Origin of the sequence: Pseudomonas fluorescens (assembly GCF_902497625.1) — a bacterium.
In the GTDB taxonomy this organism is placed as follows: domain Bacteria; phylum Pseudomonadota; class Gammaproteobacteria; order Pseudomonadales; family Pseudomonadaceae; genus Aquipseudomonas; species Aquipseudomonas fluorescens_BQ.
The window spans coordinates 148513-162622 of the sequence record NZ_CABVGX010000007.1; the positions used below are offsets into that span (position 1 = coordinate 148513).

Consider the following 14110-nt stretch of genomic DNA (forward strand, 5'->3'; position numbering starts at 1 on the left):
CTTCCTATACTGCGACATAAGGTCGCATACATATTCTGGCCTGACCCTTACTCGCCACTTTGGCCGTAGGCGCTCCACTGGGGGGCGGCGTAACAACAAGAGGAGTGACTGGCATGATCCATCACGTTGTGGGGCTCTTCACCCACCCTGACCAAGAATGGAAAGAAATCCGTGGCGACCAGGAGGAAAGCATCAGCCACATGTACCTCACCCACACATTGATTCTGGCGGCGATCCCCGCTGTGTCGGCTTTTATCGGCACCACGCAGGTCGGCTGGGTCATCGGCAACAGGCCGCCGGTGATGCTGACCATGGAAAGTGCGCTGTGGATGACGATTATGTCCTACCTGGCCATGCTCGGCGGCGTCGCCGTGATGGGCGCTTTCGTGCACTGGATGGCGCGTACCTATGATGCCAATCCGAGCCTGGCGCGGTGCGTCGCGTTCGCCACCTACACTGCAACACCACTGTTCGTCGGCGGTCTCGCGGCGCTCTATCCACATATGTGGCTTGGGATGATCGTCGGGACTGCGGCGATCTGCTATACGGTCTACCTGCTGTATGTCGGCCTGCCGACCTTCATGAACATTCCATCTGACGAGGGCTTTCTGTTTTCGAGTTCGGTGCTGGCCGTGGGTCTGGTGGTGCTGGTGGCCATCATGGCTTTTACAGTGATCGTCTGGGGACTGGGCGTGGGGCCCGTCTACACCAATTAGCGCTTTTTAAAAAATCAAGCTCTGCCAACACAGGCCGCCATCGGGCGGCCTTTCGGTTTCCGGCTCAACCATTCGGCGCCTGAGCGATTCGCAAGTGCCTGAGGTTGCGGCATACTCGGCACCTCTGGAGACCCATCAAGCATGCCCGAGCAACTCAATACCCGCGTCGAAGAGTGTTACCTGCAAGCCGAATCCTTTTTCAAACGAACCTTCAAACGCCCCGTGGTGAGCCTCAAACTGCGCGGACAGAAAGCCGGCGTCGCACATTTGCATGAGAACCTGCTGCGTTTCAATCCGCAGTTATACCGTGATAACAGCGAAGATTTTCTCAAGCAGACGGTGGCGCACGAAGTTGCGCACCTGATCGCGCACCAATTGTTCGGTGACCGCATTCAGCCGCACGGTGAAGAGTGGCAATTGATCATGCGTGGCGTGTATGAACTGCCGCCCAATCGCTGCCACACCTACGACGTCAAACGCCGTAGCGTGACGCGCTACATCTATAAATGCCCCTGCGTGGACAGTGACTTTCCGTTCTCGGCACAACGCCATGGATTGGTCCGGCAAGGGCGGCGCTATCTGTGCCGACGGTGTCGCAGCACGCTGGTGTTCAGTGGCGAAATGCGCGTCGAATGAGCTCGCACTGATCATCCCCACGCTCTGCCGCCATGGACGCGCCGCGTCCCCTGTGACGCGAAGCGTCAGCAGATGCATTCCCACCGCGGAGCATGGGAATGATCCAGATTACTAGAGAATGACCTTGGCACCCCTCAACTCGGCAATCCGCTCGACACTGAACCCCAACTCCCCCAGCACCTGATCCGTATGTTCACCCACCGCCGCGCCAATATGCCGCGGCGCCGGCAGACCATCGGAAAACTTCAGCGCACAGGCCAATTGCGCCTGCGTCGACCCATCGCCACGCGGCACGTCAGTCACCAGCTCTCGCGCCTTGAACTGCGGATGGCGCACCGCCTCGCCCACCGTCAAAACCGGTTCGACACACGCATCGAGCTCGGCAAACAGCGCAGACAATTCATCGAAATCGTGTTTCTCGAACTCGACCTTCAACGCATCCTTGAGCTTCCTCTGTTGCTCTGGCTGCGGTGACAAGCCCAGCGAGGCCAGTTCCTCCAGACCCAACGCCGTGCACAGTTGCTTCATGAAAGGCGGCTCCAGACTGCCCACCGACAACCAGCGGCCATCCCGTGAACGGTAATAATCGTAAAAGCTGCCACCGTTGAGTATTTGCGTTTCCCGGCCCGGCTCTTCGCCGCAGGCCAGGTAACCGGCAGCAGCCATGGCGTTCAGGCTGAACGCGCAATCGGTCATGCTCACATCCAGATGCTGTCCCTGGCCCGTCTGCTGCCGGGCAATGACCGCCGCGAGCAGACCTATCACCCCATGCAGCGAGCCACCGGCAACATCCGCTACCTGCATGCCCAGGGGCAGTGGTCCGCTATCCGCGCGGCCGGTGTAACTGGCCAGTCCTGCCAGCGCCAGATAGTTGATGTCATGCCCGGCGCGATCCTTATAAGGACCGGTCTGACCATAACCGGTGATCGACACGTAGATGAGCTTCGGGTTGAGCGCTTTCAAGGTTTCATAGCCCAAGCCCAGTCGCTCCATTACACCGGGGCGAAATTGCTCCAGCACAATGTCGTAGTCCTGCAACAACTGCTTGATGACCTCCAGCGCCTGCGGTTGCTTAAGGTCCAGCGCCAGGCTGCGCTTGTTGCGGTTGAGGTAGGCGTGACTGGCAGAGACGCCCTGATCGTGCGGCGGCAGCACGCGCACCAGGTCGATACGGGTCGGCGATTCGATGCGCAACACCTCGGCGCCCATGTCCGCCAGCAACAACGAGGCAAATGGCCCCGGCAGCAATGTCGAGAAATCCAGAATCTTGAGTGATGCCAGTGGACCGAGCATAAATTTCCTCCAGTGCGATCCCTCAAGACTAGGCAGCCATTGGCTTGGCGGCAATCACCTTATGCATCAGTGTCGCTGACCGTTACGCTCGAATCACAGGCAGAAAAAAACCCGCCGAAGCGGGTTTTTCAAATGTTGCCAGGGTTACTTGACGCTGGCTGGAGTCGGGCCTTCGGCCACACCCAGATCGTCTTCTTCACGCTCTTCGGCAATACCGCGACCGCCGGAAGCCAGTTCAGCGTGCATCACGTCGGTGTCCAGTTCTTTCACCCACTTGGCCACAACCAGCGTCGCAACGGCGTTACCGACCAGGTTGGTCAGAGCGCGGGCTTCGGACATGAAGCGGTCGATGCCAAGGATCAGCGCCAGACCGGCGACCGGCAAGTGGCCAACAGCCGACAGGGTCGCGGCCAGTACGATGAAGCCGCTACCGGTCACGCCAGCAGCGCCCTTGGAGGACAGGAGCAACACCACCAGCAGAGTGATCTGGTGCGACAGGTCCATTTGCGTGTCAGTGGCTTGCGCAATAAACACCGCAGCCATGGTCAGATAGATGGCGGTGCCGTCGAGGTTGAACGAGTAACCGGTCGGGATCACCAGACCCACAACGGATTTCTTCGCGCCCAGACGCTCCATCTTGATCAGCATGCGCGGCAGTACCGATTCCGAAGAAGAAGTACCCAGCACGATCAACAGCTCTTCACGGATGTAGCGAATCACTTTGATTACGCTGAAGCCGTGAGCGCGAGCGATGCCGCCGAGCACGACCAGGACGAACAGCAGGCAGGTAATGTAGAAGCAGGCCATCAACTGACCCAGTTGCACCAGCGAGCCGACACCGTAGGCACCGATGGTGAATGCCATGGCACCGAAGGCACCGATTGGCGCGAGCTTCATGATCATGTTGATGATGTTGAACATCACATGGGCGAAGCGATCAATGAAATCCAGCAGCGGCTTGCCGTACGAACCCAGGCGATGCAGCGCAAAACCGAAGATTACCGAGAACATCAGCACTTGCAGGATATCGCCTGTGGCGAAGGCGCCGACGATGGTGGACGGTATGACGTTGAGCAGGAAGCCGACCACGCTTTGATCAGCACCGGCCGCTACATACTGGGCGACTTTGGAAGCATCCAGTGTCGATACGTCGATGTGCATGCCGTTGCCCGGCTGCACGATGTTGACCACCACCAGACCGACCAGCAATGCGATGGTCGAAACGATTTCGAAGTAGAGCAGTGCGTAACCGCCAGTCTTGCCGACCGACTTCATGTTCTGCATGCCAGCGATGCCGCTGACGACGGTGCAGAAGATGATCGGGGCGATGATCATTTTGATCAGTTTGATAAAACCGTCACCCAGCGGCTTGAGGGCCACACCGGTTTGCGGGTAGAAGTGACCGAGCAGGATGCCGATGGCGATCGCGACGATCACCTGGAAATACAGAGATTTGTAGATTGGCTGACGAGTCGTCATTGCAAAGTTCCTCAAGAGCGTCCGGTGACAACATCCACCTGTTGGCCAGAACACCTGAATCGCGAACCCTCCTGCACTGGAGGGATTTGTTTTTTCGAGCTGCACTGCGGCAATTCTCTGCAGGATGTATCGCAAGCACCGTGCCACGTTCGGAAGAAGCGTTGGGAGCCTTGTCCCATCGGGGCTGAAGCATTTTTTAAGAGATTTGGCGATGGGGAGACGGTGGCGGGTTTCCGCCAAGGCTGTAGGGCTCGTCCTACAATTTGGCGGATATCCGCCTTGTTGCCTGCAAGTTATGGCAGCTACCATCCACCCCCCGATTGACGGACCTGCCCGCATGCGCGAACGCACCATCGCCAGCCATTTCGCCCGCGCCGCTCTCGGCGGAGCACGGCTGCGCGGGTACGACTATTCAGAAGTCTTGCAGCAGGCGGGCATCAGCGCCGAATTGCTCGACGAGCCCCGTGCGCGTATTGCACCGGAGCAGTTCACCCGGCTGATTCAGAACCTGTGGCAGGCGCTGGACGACGAGTACCTGGGACTTGCCACGCTGCCGAGCAAGCCCGGCACTTTCGCGATGATGTGTCACGCGCTGATCCACTGTCGCAATCTGGACAAAGCCCTCCGGCGTGGCCTGCTGTTCTACAGCCTGTTTGCGAACGGTCCTGGCCTGGCCCTGACCCGCGAACACGATATGATCCGCCTGAGCCTGGACGACTCGCAATTTCGTGACCCGGACCACTTCCTCACTGAAAGCCAACTGATGGTATGGCATCGCCTCGGCAGCTGGCTGATCGGCCAGCGCATCAGGCTGGAACAGGCCACCTTCAGCTATCCGAAACCTGCGCACGGCGCCGAGTATGATTTGCTGTTTCCCTGTGCGCTGACGTTCTCTGCGGCACAGAGCAGCTTGATGTTCCACAGTCGTTACCTGGCCATGCCGTTGCTGCAGGACGAACGCACGCTCAAACATTTTCTCGAGCGCTCTCCCGCCGACTTGCTCTCGCGCCCGGATGACGGCGACAGCCTCAGCAGCCAGCTGCGTCGTTTGCTCAGTCGCGACAGTTCACCCTGGCCGGACCTGGAAACGGTGGCCGCGCACCTGCACATCAGCCCACAAACCTTGCGCCGGCATTTGCGTGACGAAGGTTGCAGTTTTCAGGAGTTGAAGGATCAGTTGCGCCGCGACATTGCGATTTATCACTTGGGCCGTGCAGATCTGTCATTGCAGCAGATTGCCGAGCAGCTGGGGTTTTCCGAGCCTTCGGCGTTTCACCGGGCGTTCAAGAAGTGGACTGGTTTGACGCCAGGGGCCTACCGCGCGCAGGAAAAATGATGCTCTACGCTGATGGTGAGTGGACCTACCGGCCTCATCGCGGACAAGCCCTGCTCCCACTGGATTCGACTGTTGTTCACAAGTGATATGCCCTGCAGGAGCCGGTTTGCTGGCGATGGTGTTGTCACGAACGCCATTGCCAGCAAGTCGGCTCCTGCAACGGTCGCGGTCAACCCAGCGGAAAATGAATCCGGAAGGCCGCCCCGCCCAGCGTTGAATCCCCCAGCGTCAAACAGGCGTTGTAACTCTCGATAATGTCCTTGACCACGGCTAACCCGATCCCCTGCCCCGGATGCTGGCGGTCCAGCCGTTCACCTCTTTGCAGAATTCGCGCGCGCTCGTCCGGTGGCACACCCGGGCCGTCATCCTCCACGCACAGCTCAATGTCCCCGGCCGTTTCCCGCACGCTGATGCGCACTTTGCCAAGGCACAGGCGATAGGCGTTCTCCAGAAGGTTACCCAGCATTTCCAGCAAGGCCCCCTGCTCGACCGGCAGATGACAGGGCTCGGGCAGATCAAAACTCGCCTGTACACGCTTGTCGCGGTAAACCTTGTCCAGCGTGTCGCACAGACTTTGCAGCACCGGGCGCAAGCGCACCTGATGGCGCACCAGGCCGCTTTTGCGCAGGCTGGCCCGTTGCAGTTGATAACCGATCTGCTGACTCATGCGCTCGATCTGGGTTTGCAGCAACCAGGCTTGATCGCGCTCCTGCGCACGCTTGGCCATGTCTTCACTGACACCTTGCAATACCGCCAGCGGCGTTTTCAGGCTGTGCGCGAGATCGTCGAGAGAGTCGCGGTAACGACTGCGCTGCTGGCGCTCGCCATGCAGCAGGCGATTGAGCGAGCCGGTCAGGCGCAGCAGTTCGCGGGGATGCTGTTCGGTGAGACTTTGGCGCTCGCCGCTTTCGATTTCATCCAGTTCCTGACTGAGACGGCGCAACGCCTTCAAACCCCAGGTCAGGCCGATCCATAACAACGCAAGCAGCACCAGCAACGCGGCACCAAAACCCAGGTAGAGATTTTCACGCAGACCTTCGAGCGTGACTTCATACTCGTGCACCGGTTGCAGGGTAACGATGCTGTAGGCCGCACTTTTGCCACCCAGCAATTTGACTTCGACGTCATAGACGAAAAATTCCTCGCCATTGGCTTCGCGGATTCTGGAGAACTCGGTACCGTGCCCGTCATAACGCGGCGTGTAGTTGAGAGGCGCTTGGCGAGTACCGTTCGAACGCCAGACCAGACGCCCTGCACGGTCATAGATGTAACCGAGCAAACGACCCGCACTGAGGTTAAAGCGCTCATCGGGCAGCTGTGCGGGCATCTGCAAATTATTGTCTTCCACGCGTGCGGCGGAAATCAGCGTGGTGACGTCCGAAGCCAGGCGCTGCTCGATTGAATCGCGCAGCGCCAGGCTGAACGCGCCTTGCATAGCTGGCAGCAATGCGAGCATGAACAACACCGCCAGTAACGTGGCAGCAAGCATCAGGCGCACGCGAAGCGAACGAATCAAGTGCAACGCTCGGTGAACAGGTAGCCGAGGCCGCGGATGGTGTCGATCGGTTTGAAACCCGAGGTCCCTTCCAGCTTGCGGCGTAATCGGCCGACGAGCACTTCGATCACGTTCGGATCGCGCTCGTCATCGTCCGGATAGAGCTGCTCCATCAGGCGGTCCTTGGCCACCACTTGCTGGTGGTGTCGCATCAGATATTCAAGGATGCGGTATTCATAGGCGGTCAGTGCCAGCGGCTGGTCTTCGAGTGAGGCCTGCTTGCGGTTAAGGTCCAGCAACAGCGGCCCGGCGACGATGGTCGACTGGGTAAAACCGCAGGAGCGTCGCAGCAAGGCATTGAGGCGCGCCTCGAGTTCTTCGAACTGGAACGGCTTGACCACGTAATCGTCCGCACCGGCGGCCAGGCCTTCGACCTTGTCCTGCCAGTTGCCGCGCGCCGTGAGGATCAGAATCGGGAAGCTCTTGCCACGCGCGCGCAACTGGCGAATCAGGTCGAGCCCGCCCATGCCTGGCAAACCGAGGTCAATCACTGCCAGGTCATGGTTGTATTGCTCGGCCTGGTACAGCGCTTCCTCTGCATTAGCCACGGACTCCACCACGTGGCCGCTGTCCGTCAGACGGGTTTGCAGGTGATGGCGCAGCAGCGCTTCATCTTCAACGACCAGCAATTTCATAACACTCCCCCAGGCCGCTCAATATCAAGGCGCCTGCAGATGTTGGCGGCTGGCAGAAAGACGCCGGATCATCCTCGCGGGTTGATCCGGCATCTCGCTGCCGCGTGGCGCTTTTCAGAAAGCGTAGTTGGCAGCCAGATAAGTCTGAGCGCTGCTGTTCAGACTCAAAGAGCCTTTCTTGCTGCCGTTGTGTACGCTCATTTCAGTACTGGCATTGCTTCGCAGGTAACGGTAACCCAGTTCAACCGAAGTGTTTCGCGAAACCTGTTGCAAAACCCCCGCCTGGCCGCCGATGGCGTAGCCGATATCCTTGTCGCGGCTGAAGCCCGATGCTTCCTGGGTCATTTTAGTCAGGCCCGCCGTCGCCCCGCCAAACAGCTTTGTGCCGGCGCCAACCGGGAAGAATAGATCGTAGCTGCCCAGCAGATTTTCCTGGCGCAGTTTGATACCGTTGTGCGAACCCGAAACGTTATCGTAAGTTGCGTAGTAGCGGCCTTGGCTGTTTTGCTGCCCCAGACGCACACCCCAGGTGTTGTCCTTTCCAATCACGCCGTCGGCATTTGGGTGATTGAGGTTATCGTTGAGGGCGTGAGACTTTTTGATTTTGTCGCTGGTTTGCCCAAACGACAGGCTGGCAAAATTAACATCGGCGGCCAGGGTCGCTGTGCTCGCGCCGAGCAAGCTGAACGCCAACAGCAGTTTCTTGAATCCAGTCATGGGAATACTCCTCGAGATTTCTTGGTTATTGTGTGGCGAGGAAAGAGTAATCAAACCGTCCTGAACCGGCCCTGAATGCCCGCTGAACCTGAGCTGAAGAGAATCGACCAGGCTGAACAAATGACTTTTGATCCGGTGCTTCGAGCATGCGCATGTATCTCGCTTTATTCCTGATAGCCGTGAGCGGGCTGACTCAGGCGGCCATCAAAACCGGAGAAATCCCCTATCAGAGCGCCGACGGCACCCAGCTGATCGGTTACTACGCCTACGACGACGCGATCAGGCTTCAGCAACCCTGATGCAGATCGCCTGGGCCATGGTGATCATGGCGGGACTGACATTGGTTACAGCAAGGTGGCAGATGAAAAATCGTGGGCGGACATGCAAAGGTTTTTCAAGAAGATTTCTGGTTGATCGGGTCGCGCGAGGCGCGGCCCTCGTGAGCAGTCCCGCAAACAGCCGTGCTGCGGTCTGACGCCAGGGCTACCCAGTTCGAAGACAACCCGGCAAAATGCCCGTCATGAATCCCGCCCCTGCCCTCCCTATCTGTTGCACCCCGCTGGATGCTCGTTGGCCGCTGCCCTTTGCGCTGGCCGATACGGTGCTGCTGAGTACCCATTTCGATACGTCACAACTCGCCCGTGATGATTTCCAGCGCAGCGCCATCGAGCCGCCGGCGAGCATCCAGCGTTCGGTCGCCAAGCGTCAGGCCGAGTTTCTCGCCGGGCGTGTGTGCGCCCGGGCGGCGTTGCTGGCGCTGGATGCGCTCGACTTCACCCCCACCATCGGTGAAGACCGCGCCCCGGTCTGGCCCGCGCATATCAGCGGCTCCATCACCCACAGCAATGGCCGCGCCGCAGCAATCGTCGCGCGCAAACGTGATTGGCGCGGTTTGGGGATGGACCTGGAAAATTTGCTCGAACCGGAGCGGGCGGAACGTCTGGCCGGTGAAATCCTTACCCCGGCGGAATTGCAACGCATGGCTGCGGGCCCGCAGGATCAGGTGGCGCTGCGGGTGACCCTGACGTTTTCGGTGAAGGAAAGTCTGTTCAAGGCACTTTATCCGATCGTTCGGCAGCGCTTCTATTTCGAACATGCGGAGGTGCTGGAATGGACCGAGCACGGCGAAGTTCGACTGCGGCTGCTCACTGACCTGTCCAGCGAATGGCGCAAGGGTACTGAACTGAATGCGCAATTCGCCGTGATGGATGGGCAGCTGTTGAGCCTGGTTAGTATCAAGGCCTGAGGTGTGTAGCAGGTGAACCGCGTTATCGTTCGTCGCGAGCAAGCTTTGACGATACGGTCAGAGGTAGCCGTCGGCGCGTAACAGGGTTTCGAGGCAGTGTTCGCTGATGTGATAGAAATCCTTCAGTTCCTGGATTTTCACCAGCAATTGCGCGGGGTCTACGGGCTCGGCGCGTTTCACCGCGAGAATCATTTTGTTTTTGTTGGTGTGGTCCAGCGAGATGAACTCAAACACTTTTGTTTCGTAACCGCAGGCCTCGAGAAACAAGGCACGCAAACTGTCAGTGACCATTTCTGCCTGCTGGCCCAGATGCAGACCGTACTGCAGCATCGGCTTGAGCAGCGCCGGGCTCTGGATTTGCAGGCGGATCTGTTTGTGGCAGCACGGCGAGCACATGATGATCGACGCGCCGGAGCGAATACCGGTATGAATAGCGTAGTCGGTGGCGATATCGCACGCATGCAATGCAATCATCACGTCCAGCTCGCTCGGCGCGACGCTGCGCACATCACCGCATTTGAACACCAGCCCCGGGTGATCGAGTTTCGTGGCAGCGGCGTTGCACAATGTGACCATGTCCTCACGCAATTCGACGCCGGTAACTTCTGCTTCGGCGTTGAGCGTGTTACGCAAGTAGTCGTGAATCGCGAACGTCAAGTAGCCCTTGCCCGAGCCGAAATCCGCGACCCGCACAGGTTTGTCCAGCGCTAGCGGCGAGGTGGTCAGGGCGTGGCTGAAGACCTCGATAAACTTGTTGATCTGCTTCCATTTGCGGGACATCGCCGGGATAAGCTCGTGCTTGCTGTTGGTCACGCCGAGGTCGGCCAGGAACGGCCGGCCGAGGTCGAGGAAGCGGTTTTTTTCGCGGTTGTGCTCGGCCGACGGCACTTCACGCAATTGCTGTGGCTTGCTCTTGAATAGAGAGGCCTTGGCCTTTTTGCTGTATTCGAGCTGGGCTTCATCGGTCAATCCCAGCAAATGCGCATTCTTGAACGTTGTCGGCAGCAGCGCCGCGATGGTTGCCACACCTTCATCCATCGGGAAATTTTTAGTGATGTCGCGGGTCTTGTAGCGGTAGACGAAGGTTAGGCAAGCCTGATCCTTTACCGTCGTTTGCTTGATTATCAACCGCTGCAGGTCGGGCTCTGTGCCGACATATTTGGCTAGCACCAGCTTGATGAACTCATTTTGTTCCAGGCTTGATTTCAGCAACTTGATGAATTGAGCGTGATGGTCCGGCGCGAGGCTGGCGGGGTTTACGGGGTTTACGGGGATGGACATGGTTAGCGGCCTCGAGCGGTGCGAGTCAGGAATGGCCGTCATTTTAAGGGAGATAGGGACGTTAGGGCACAGCGTTATTTCCAACACTCCTGATTCCCGCGCCCGTGGCCTGGTCATTCCTCATCGGCGTCAACTTTCGACCAGCCGCAGCTTGCGGTTATTCGGTGAATTGATGATGTACTTGACAATCAACCCTACTGGCACAGCCCAGGTCAGGCCATTGGCTGGATCGGTGACTACCGCGATCGTTTCCGAACTGGCGGTTATGTCCAGACGCCGTCGGTCATGGCTGGACTTGAGAATGCCATAGGCATGGCTGACCAGCTTTTCAGCCAGATGCAGCGGCACATCCACATCTCGCAGATGCTTAACCGCACGGCAAAACAGGATCTGATCGTCCAGCATCGCGTCGGTTTCATGGCGAGCCAGGAAAGCTTGAGCAATATTCAGCAGATCCTCGTTTATTTCGAAGTATTCATCCCCTGCAGTCATATCAAAGCTCCGGTGGCGTGTCTGTCGATGAAGTGCTGAGCGCAACAGGCCGGGCGGCACTTCGCAGATCAGGTCCGGCGAACGGTAAACGCACCGCCGGGTTGGGCATTCCGCTGGGCGACAGTTCGTGGGTCATTTCGAACTCGGCCCGAACCGACCATCCGCAGGCTTCCGACGTACATTGCAAATACGCCACCCGCAAAAAAATATGTCGGCCCTCACTGGTCCGAATACGCATCCGGTTGAGGCAGTGCGGGCACACCATTTTGTAGGTACTCATGCTTGACTCCCAGTGGTCATATGGTCGTAATCAACTTGATCAAACGAATATTGCTTGAAGCACTGATCGCCCGGTCCGGTCATGCGAATAACGTCTGCCGGATATACGGAATTGAATCGGCAGTCGCGGAATGAGTGCACACCAACCTTGTAGGAAATTGCCCTGATACTATTAGGAAGTTTCGTCATCGTATTCTTCTGATCCATAGTTGAAGTTTTATTACTTCAAGACAAGAGAAACTCATTTCGCATACGTTAGTTACTCAAAAAGCATGTGTCAAAAGGAAGAGGCTCAAATTGCGTAGCAAAAAATCACAAGCCGTTCTGGCTCGCCTTAAACTGGCGACAGGCACAAAAACTGACGCATCTTTGTCTTTAGCACTGAAGATCAGTCCTCAGACGCTCAGCAGCTGGAAAGGCCGTGACAGCACACCATACTCATTATGCGTAGATTTCGCTCATAGCCGCGGTATCTCCCTCGACTGGCTGCTACTCGGGGTAGGACCGATGTTACGACCCGCTGCGGGTGATCTTGCCGAAAACAACCCGGAAACTACGCCGCAGGAGAACACGATCCTTGCCCTGTGGCGGTTGCTCGATCACGACGACCGTTGCGCCATCCAATGCGCACTGGAAGAAAAACGGCGACTGCGGGATCTGGAACTCAAATTGGCCGCAATGTCTTCTGCACTCTCTGCACTCCAGCGTGGTAATGACATGTAAACCAAAACAGCAGCGTGTTTCCTTACTTCATTACATACCAAAGCACCTTCAGGTTCCCGCCGCTGCGGAATATCAGTGCGCAGGCCAGGACACTCACGCCTGCGTGCCATGGACTGACTGGCACATCTCCAAGAAGAACGTCTATGCCCGCAAGACAAAACAGGCTTCCGCATAAACTGGTAATGAGTCCGCTTCGCCAGCTGGGTCGCTGTTCGTTACGCTGATAACAGGCCAACCTGAACGCGCTCAGCAAATGTGAAAAGCCCGTTATTAAAATAAGCGTCGACATTGCCGTTGCCATCACCTTCTTCCCCTCAGATGCCGGATAATGTCGCCGATCCCGGCGCCATCGATCCATTGCATCAGCTTTATGCTGATCGGGATGACAATCAGCGCGCAGAGAAACGCCGTCACGCCCTCAGTCAGAAAAGGTGCCATGGGCAACGCGACGGGCGTAAATAAATAGCCGACACCTGCTGACAGCAGCAACGAGCCCATCCGTTGCCATGCCTTGAAATTGGCGCGCGTGGTGGTCACCAACCAGGCACCGAGTGCCGCCCCGAACAACGCTTCGCCATCAATCGCAGGCAGCGTGCCGATCCCCAGCCCCAACAAAAGCCCACCGATGTTGTTCGAGACCGAGTCAGTCATGCTCATGGTGCCCCCCCTCAGTGTTACCGCCGACTTTAATGACGCCCAGTTCGATGGCCTTGAGCAAGGCGGCACTGCGTGAGTTGACGGCAAATTTGCGGCGGATATTGGAGAAGTGGAAGTTGACGGTGGACTCGGAGCAACTTTGAATTCGTGCGATCTCCCAGGAGGTTTTCCCTTTCGAGCACCACAGCAAGGTTTGCGTCTCTTTGGCAGTCAATTGGGCGGGCACACACGCTTCGCCATCGCGCGGAGCACCACCAGAAGGATTGAGCGTTTGATGCTTTGACATGACAGAACTCCCTCCAGGCCAGAACGCCCGATCCCGGGCGCTCGTTAATGGAAAGAGATGTTGGAGACAAGCCCGTACTCAATCAACGAGCGGGATTTGTAGCGAAGAGTGTTACACCGAGCGCCGACTACTCAGCGCAGTACCACCAAACGATTGGGCAATTCATTCCTGACGTGCGTCACCGGTATGTGCAGTTTCAGCAACTCACCACACGCCTCCACGCACGTCACGAACCCCTGGAGAGTCTGACCCTGCTTCACTCGCTGGGTAAATGCCGCGACGATTGCGTCCCAATGCGCGTTTTCCAGCCGAGTGGAAATCCCCTGATCCACCAGGATTTCCACATAACGCTCGGCCTCGGAGACGAAAATCAGGATGCCGGTGCCGCCCACGGTGTGATGCAGGTTCTGCTCCAGAAACTGTCGCCGCGCCAGGTTAGACGCGCGCCAGTGACGCACCGAACGCGGGATCAGGTGAGTCGTGACCTTGGGGATTTTAAACAGCAGGCACAACACGACAAACGTGCCCCACTGCACCAGCAGCAGGCTATGCAGCGTCATCCAGCCACTGAGGTAATGCACGACACCCGGCACCACCAGCGCCAGCAGGCTGGCCCACAGCAGCGGGATATAAGCGTAGTCATCGGCGCGCGCTGCAAGCACGGTCACCAGTTCGGCGTCGGTGTCGCGCTCGACCCGGGCGATCGCCTCGGCGACCGTGCGCTGTTCCTGTTCAGTCAATAAAGCCATGATTACGGTTGCCTGTTCAATGTTGTGATC

At 58.0% G+C, this 14110-nt stretch carries 17 protein-coding genes and 2 pseudogenes; 7 read left to right on the forward strand and 12 right to left on the reverse strand.

The genetic code is table 11. The features are described 5' to 3' along the window. Positions 1 to 113: 113 nt before the first annotated feature. Both F8N12_RS06760 and F8N12_RS06765 read left to right on the forward strand, forming a co-directional pair. A complete protein-coding gene (locus F8N12_RS06760; protein ID WP_028624466.1) occupies positions 114 to 716 on the forward strand; it encodes a Yip1 family protein in 603 nt (200 codons plus the stop codon). A gap of 141 nt (positions 717 to 857) precedes the next feature. After that, a complete protein-coding gene (locus F8N12_RS06765; protein ID WP_028624467.1) occupies positions 858 to 1352 on the forward strand; it encodes a SprT family zinc-dependent metalloprotease in 495 nt (164 codons plus the stop codon). Positions 1353 to 1463: 111 nt separating this feature from the next. On the opposite strand, the gene F8N12_RS06770 is transcribed toward F8N12_RS06765, so the two are convergent. Both F8N12_RS06770 and F8N12_RS06775 read right to left on the reverse strand, forming a co-directional pair. After that, positions 1464 to 2645: a CaiB/BaiF CoA transferase family protein gene (locus tag F8N12_RS06770; protein ID WP_150579763.1), complete on the reverse strand. Its 1182-nt coding sequence runs from the start codon at positions 2643 to 2645 to the stop codon at positions 1464 to 1466. Positions 2646 to 2789: 144 nt separating this feature from the next. Then, on the reverse strand, positions 2790 to 4124 hold the full coding sequence (locus F8N12_RS06775; protein ID WP_150579764.1) for a dicarboxylate/amino acid:cation symporter: 1335 nt from the start codon (positions 4122 to 4124) through the stop codon (positions 2790 to 2792). A 337-nt stretch (positions 4125 to 4461) separates the two neighbouring features. On the opposite strand from F8N12_RS06775, the gene F8N12_RS06780 reads away from it, so the two are divergent. Next, positions 4462 to 5460, forward strand: a complete 999-nt coding sequence (locus tag F8N12_RS06780; RefSeq protein WP_150579765.1) for an AraC family transcriptional regulator — start codon at positions 4462 to 4464, stop codon at positions 5458 to 5460. A gap of 169 nt (positions 5461 to 5629) precedes the next feature. On the opposite strand, the gene F8N12_RS06785 is transcribed toward F8N12_RS06780, so the two are convergent. The 3 genes from F8N12_RS06785 to F8N12_RS06795 all read right to left on the reverse strand — a co-directional run bounded on the left by F8N12_RS06785 (position 5630) and on the right by F8N12_RS06795 (position 8367). Further along, complete coding sequence (locus F8N12_RS06785; RefSeq protein ID WP_150579766.1) at positions 5630 to 6976, reverse strand: ATP-binding protein; 1347 nt, start codon at positions 6974 to 6976, stop codon at positions 5630 to 5632. Then, on the reverse strand, positions 6973 to 7650 hold the full coding sequence (locus tag F8N12_RS06790) for a response regulator (protein ID WP_150579767.1): 678 nt from the start codon (positions 7648 to 7650) through the stop codon (positions 6973 to 6975). Before F8N12_RS06790 ends, F8N12_RS06785 begins: the two co-directional genes overlap by 4 nt. Positions 7651 to 7764: 114 nt before the next feature. Further along, the gene (locus F8N12_RS06795) at positions 7765 to 8367 is read right to left on the reverse strand and encodes a hypothetical protein (protein WP_150579779.1); all 603 of its coding nucleotides are present in this window, start codon (positions 8365 to 8367) and stop codon (positions 7765 to 7767) included. A gap of 146 nt (positions 8368 to 8513) precedes the next feature. Here F8N12_RS06795 and F8N12_RS28195 point away from each other — a divergent pair. From F8N12_RS28195 to F8N12_RS06805, 3 genes and pseudogenes are all read left to right on the forward strand, one after another. Beyond that, positions 8514 to 8663 (forward strand): annotated as a pseudogene (locus F8N12_RS28195) (dienelactone hydrolase family protein); the annotation flags it as partial. Further along, positions 8644 to 8781 (forward strand): annotated as a pseudogene (locus tag F8N12_RS28200) (dienelactone hydrolase family protein); the annotation flags it as partial. The pseudogenes F8N12_RS28195 and F8N12_RS28200, both read left to right, overlap by 20 nt. A 106-nt stretch (positions 8782 to 8887) precedes the next feature. Further along, on the forward strand, positions 8888 to 9613 hold the full coding sequence (locus tag F8N12_RS06805) for a 4'-phosphopantetheinyl transferase family protein (RefSeq protein ID WP_224787672.1): 726 nt from the start codon (positions 8888 to 8890) through the stop codon (positions 9611 to 9613). Between the two features lie 57 nt (positions 9614 to 9670). On the opposite strand, the gene F8N12_RS06810 is transcribed toward F8N12_RS06805, so the two are convergent. From F8N12_RS06810 to F8N12_RS06820, 3 genes are all read right to left on the reverse strand, one after another. Next, entirely contained in the window at positions 9671 to 10894 is a 1224-nt protein-coding gene (locus tag F8N12_RS06810; RefSeq protein WP_150579769.1) for a class I SAM-dependent methyltransferase, read from the reverse strand. 129 nt (positions 10895 to 11023) lie between these two features. Beyond that, positions 11024 to 11386 carry a hypothetical protein gene (locus F8N12_RS06815; RefSeq protein WP_150579770.1) on the reverse strand — a complete coding sequence of 121 codons (363 nt, stop codon included), beginning with the start codon at positions 11384 to 11386 and terminating at the stop codon, positions 11024 to 11026. 1 nt (position 11387) lies between these two features. Continuing rightward, the gene (locus tag F8N12_RS06820) at positions 11388 to 11666 is read right to left on the reverse strand and encodes an ogr/Delta-like zinc finger family protein (protein ID WP_150579771.1); all 279 of its coding nucleotides are present in this window, start codon (positions 11664 to 11666) and stop codon (positions 11388 to 11390) included. Positions 11667 to 11962: 296 nt separating this feature from the next. Here F8N12_RS06820 and F8N12_RS06825 point away from each other — a divergent pair, with 296 nt between their 5' ends. Further along, on the forward strand, positions 11963 to 12388 hold the full coding sequence (locus F8N12_RS06825; protein ID WP_150579772.1) for a helix-turn-helix domain-containing protein: 426 nt from the start codon (positions 11963 to 11965) through the stop codon (positions 12386 to 12388). Positions 12389 to 12410: 22 nt separating this feature from the next. Here the strand turns inward: F8N12_RS06825 and F8N12_RS06830 are convergent, their stop codons facing one another. The 4 genes from F8N12_RS06830 to F8N12_RS06845 form a co-directional block, all read right to left on the reverse strand. Beyond that, positions 12411 to 12746: a phage holin family protein gene (locus tag F8N12_RS06830; RefSeq protein ID WP_318189648.1), complete on the reverse strand. Its 336-nt coding sequence runs from the start codon at positions 12744 to 12746 to the stop codon at positions 12411 to 12413. After that, positions 12689 to 13045 (reverse strand): putative holin, encoded by a 357-nt coding sequence (locus F8N12_RS06835; RefSeq protein WP_150579774.1) that lies wholly within the window; start codon positions 13043 to 13045, stop codon positions 12689 to 12691. Before F8N12_RS06835 ends, F8N12_RS06830 begins: the two co-directional genes overlap by 58 nt. Beyond that, positions 13032 to 13331 carry a helix-turn-helix transcriptional regulator gene (locus tag F8N12_RS06840; protein WP_150579775.1) on the reverse strand — a complete coding sequence of 100 codons (300 nt, stop codon included), beginning with the start codon at positions 13329 to 13331 and terminating at the stop codon, positions 13032 to 13034. The genes F8N12_RS06835 and F8N12_RS06840 overlap by 14 nt, the downstream gene beginning before the upstream one ends. Before the next feature lie 131 nt (positions 13332 to 13462). Beyond that, positions 13463 to 14080 (reverse strand): TPM domain-containing protein, encoded by a 618-nt coding sequence (locus F8N12_RS06845; protein WP_150579776.1) that lies wholly within the window; start codon positions 14078 to 14080, stop codon positions 13463 to 13465. Between the last annotated feature and the right edge of the window lie 30 nt (positions 14081 to 14110).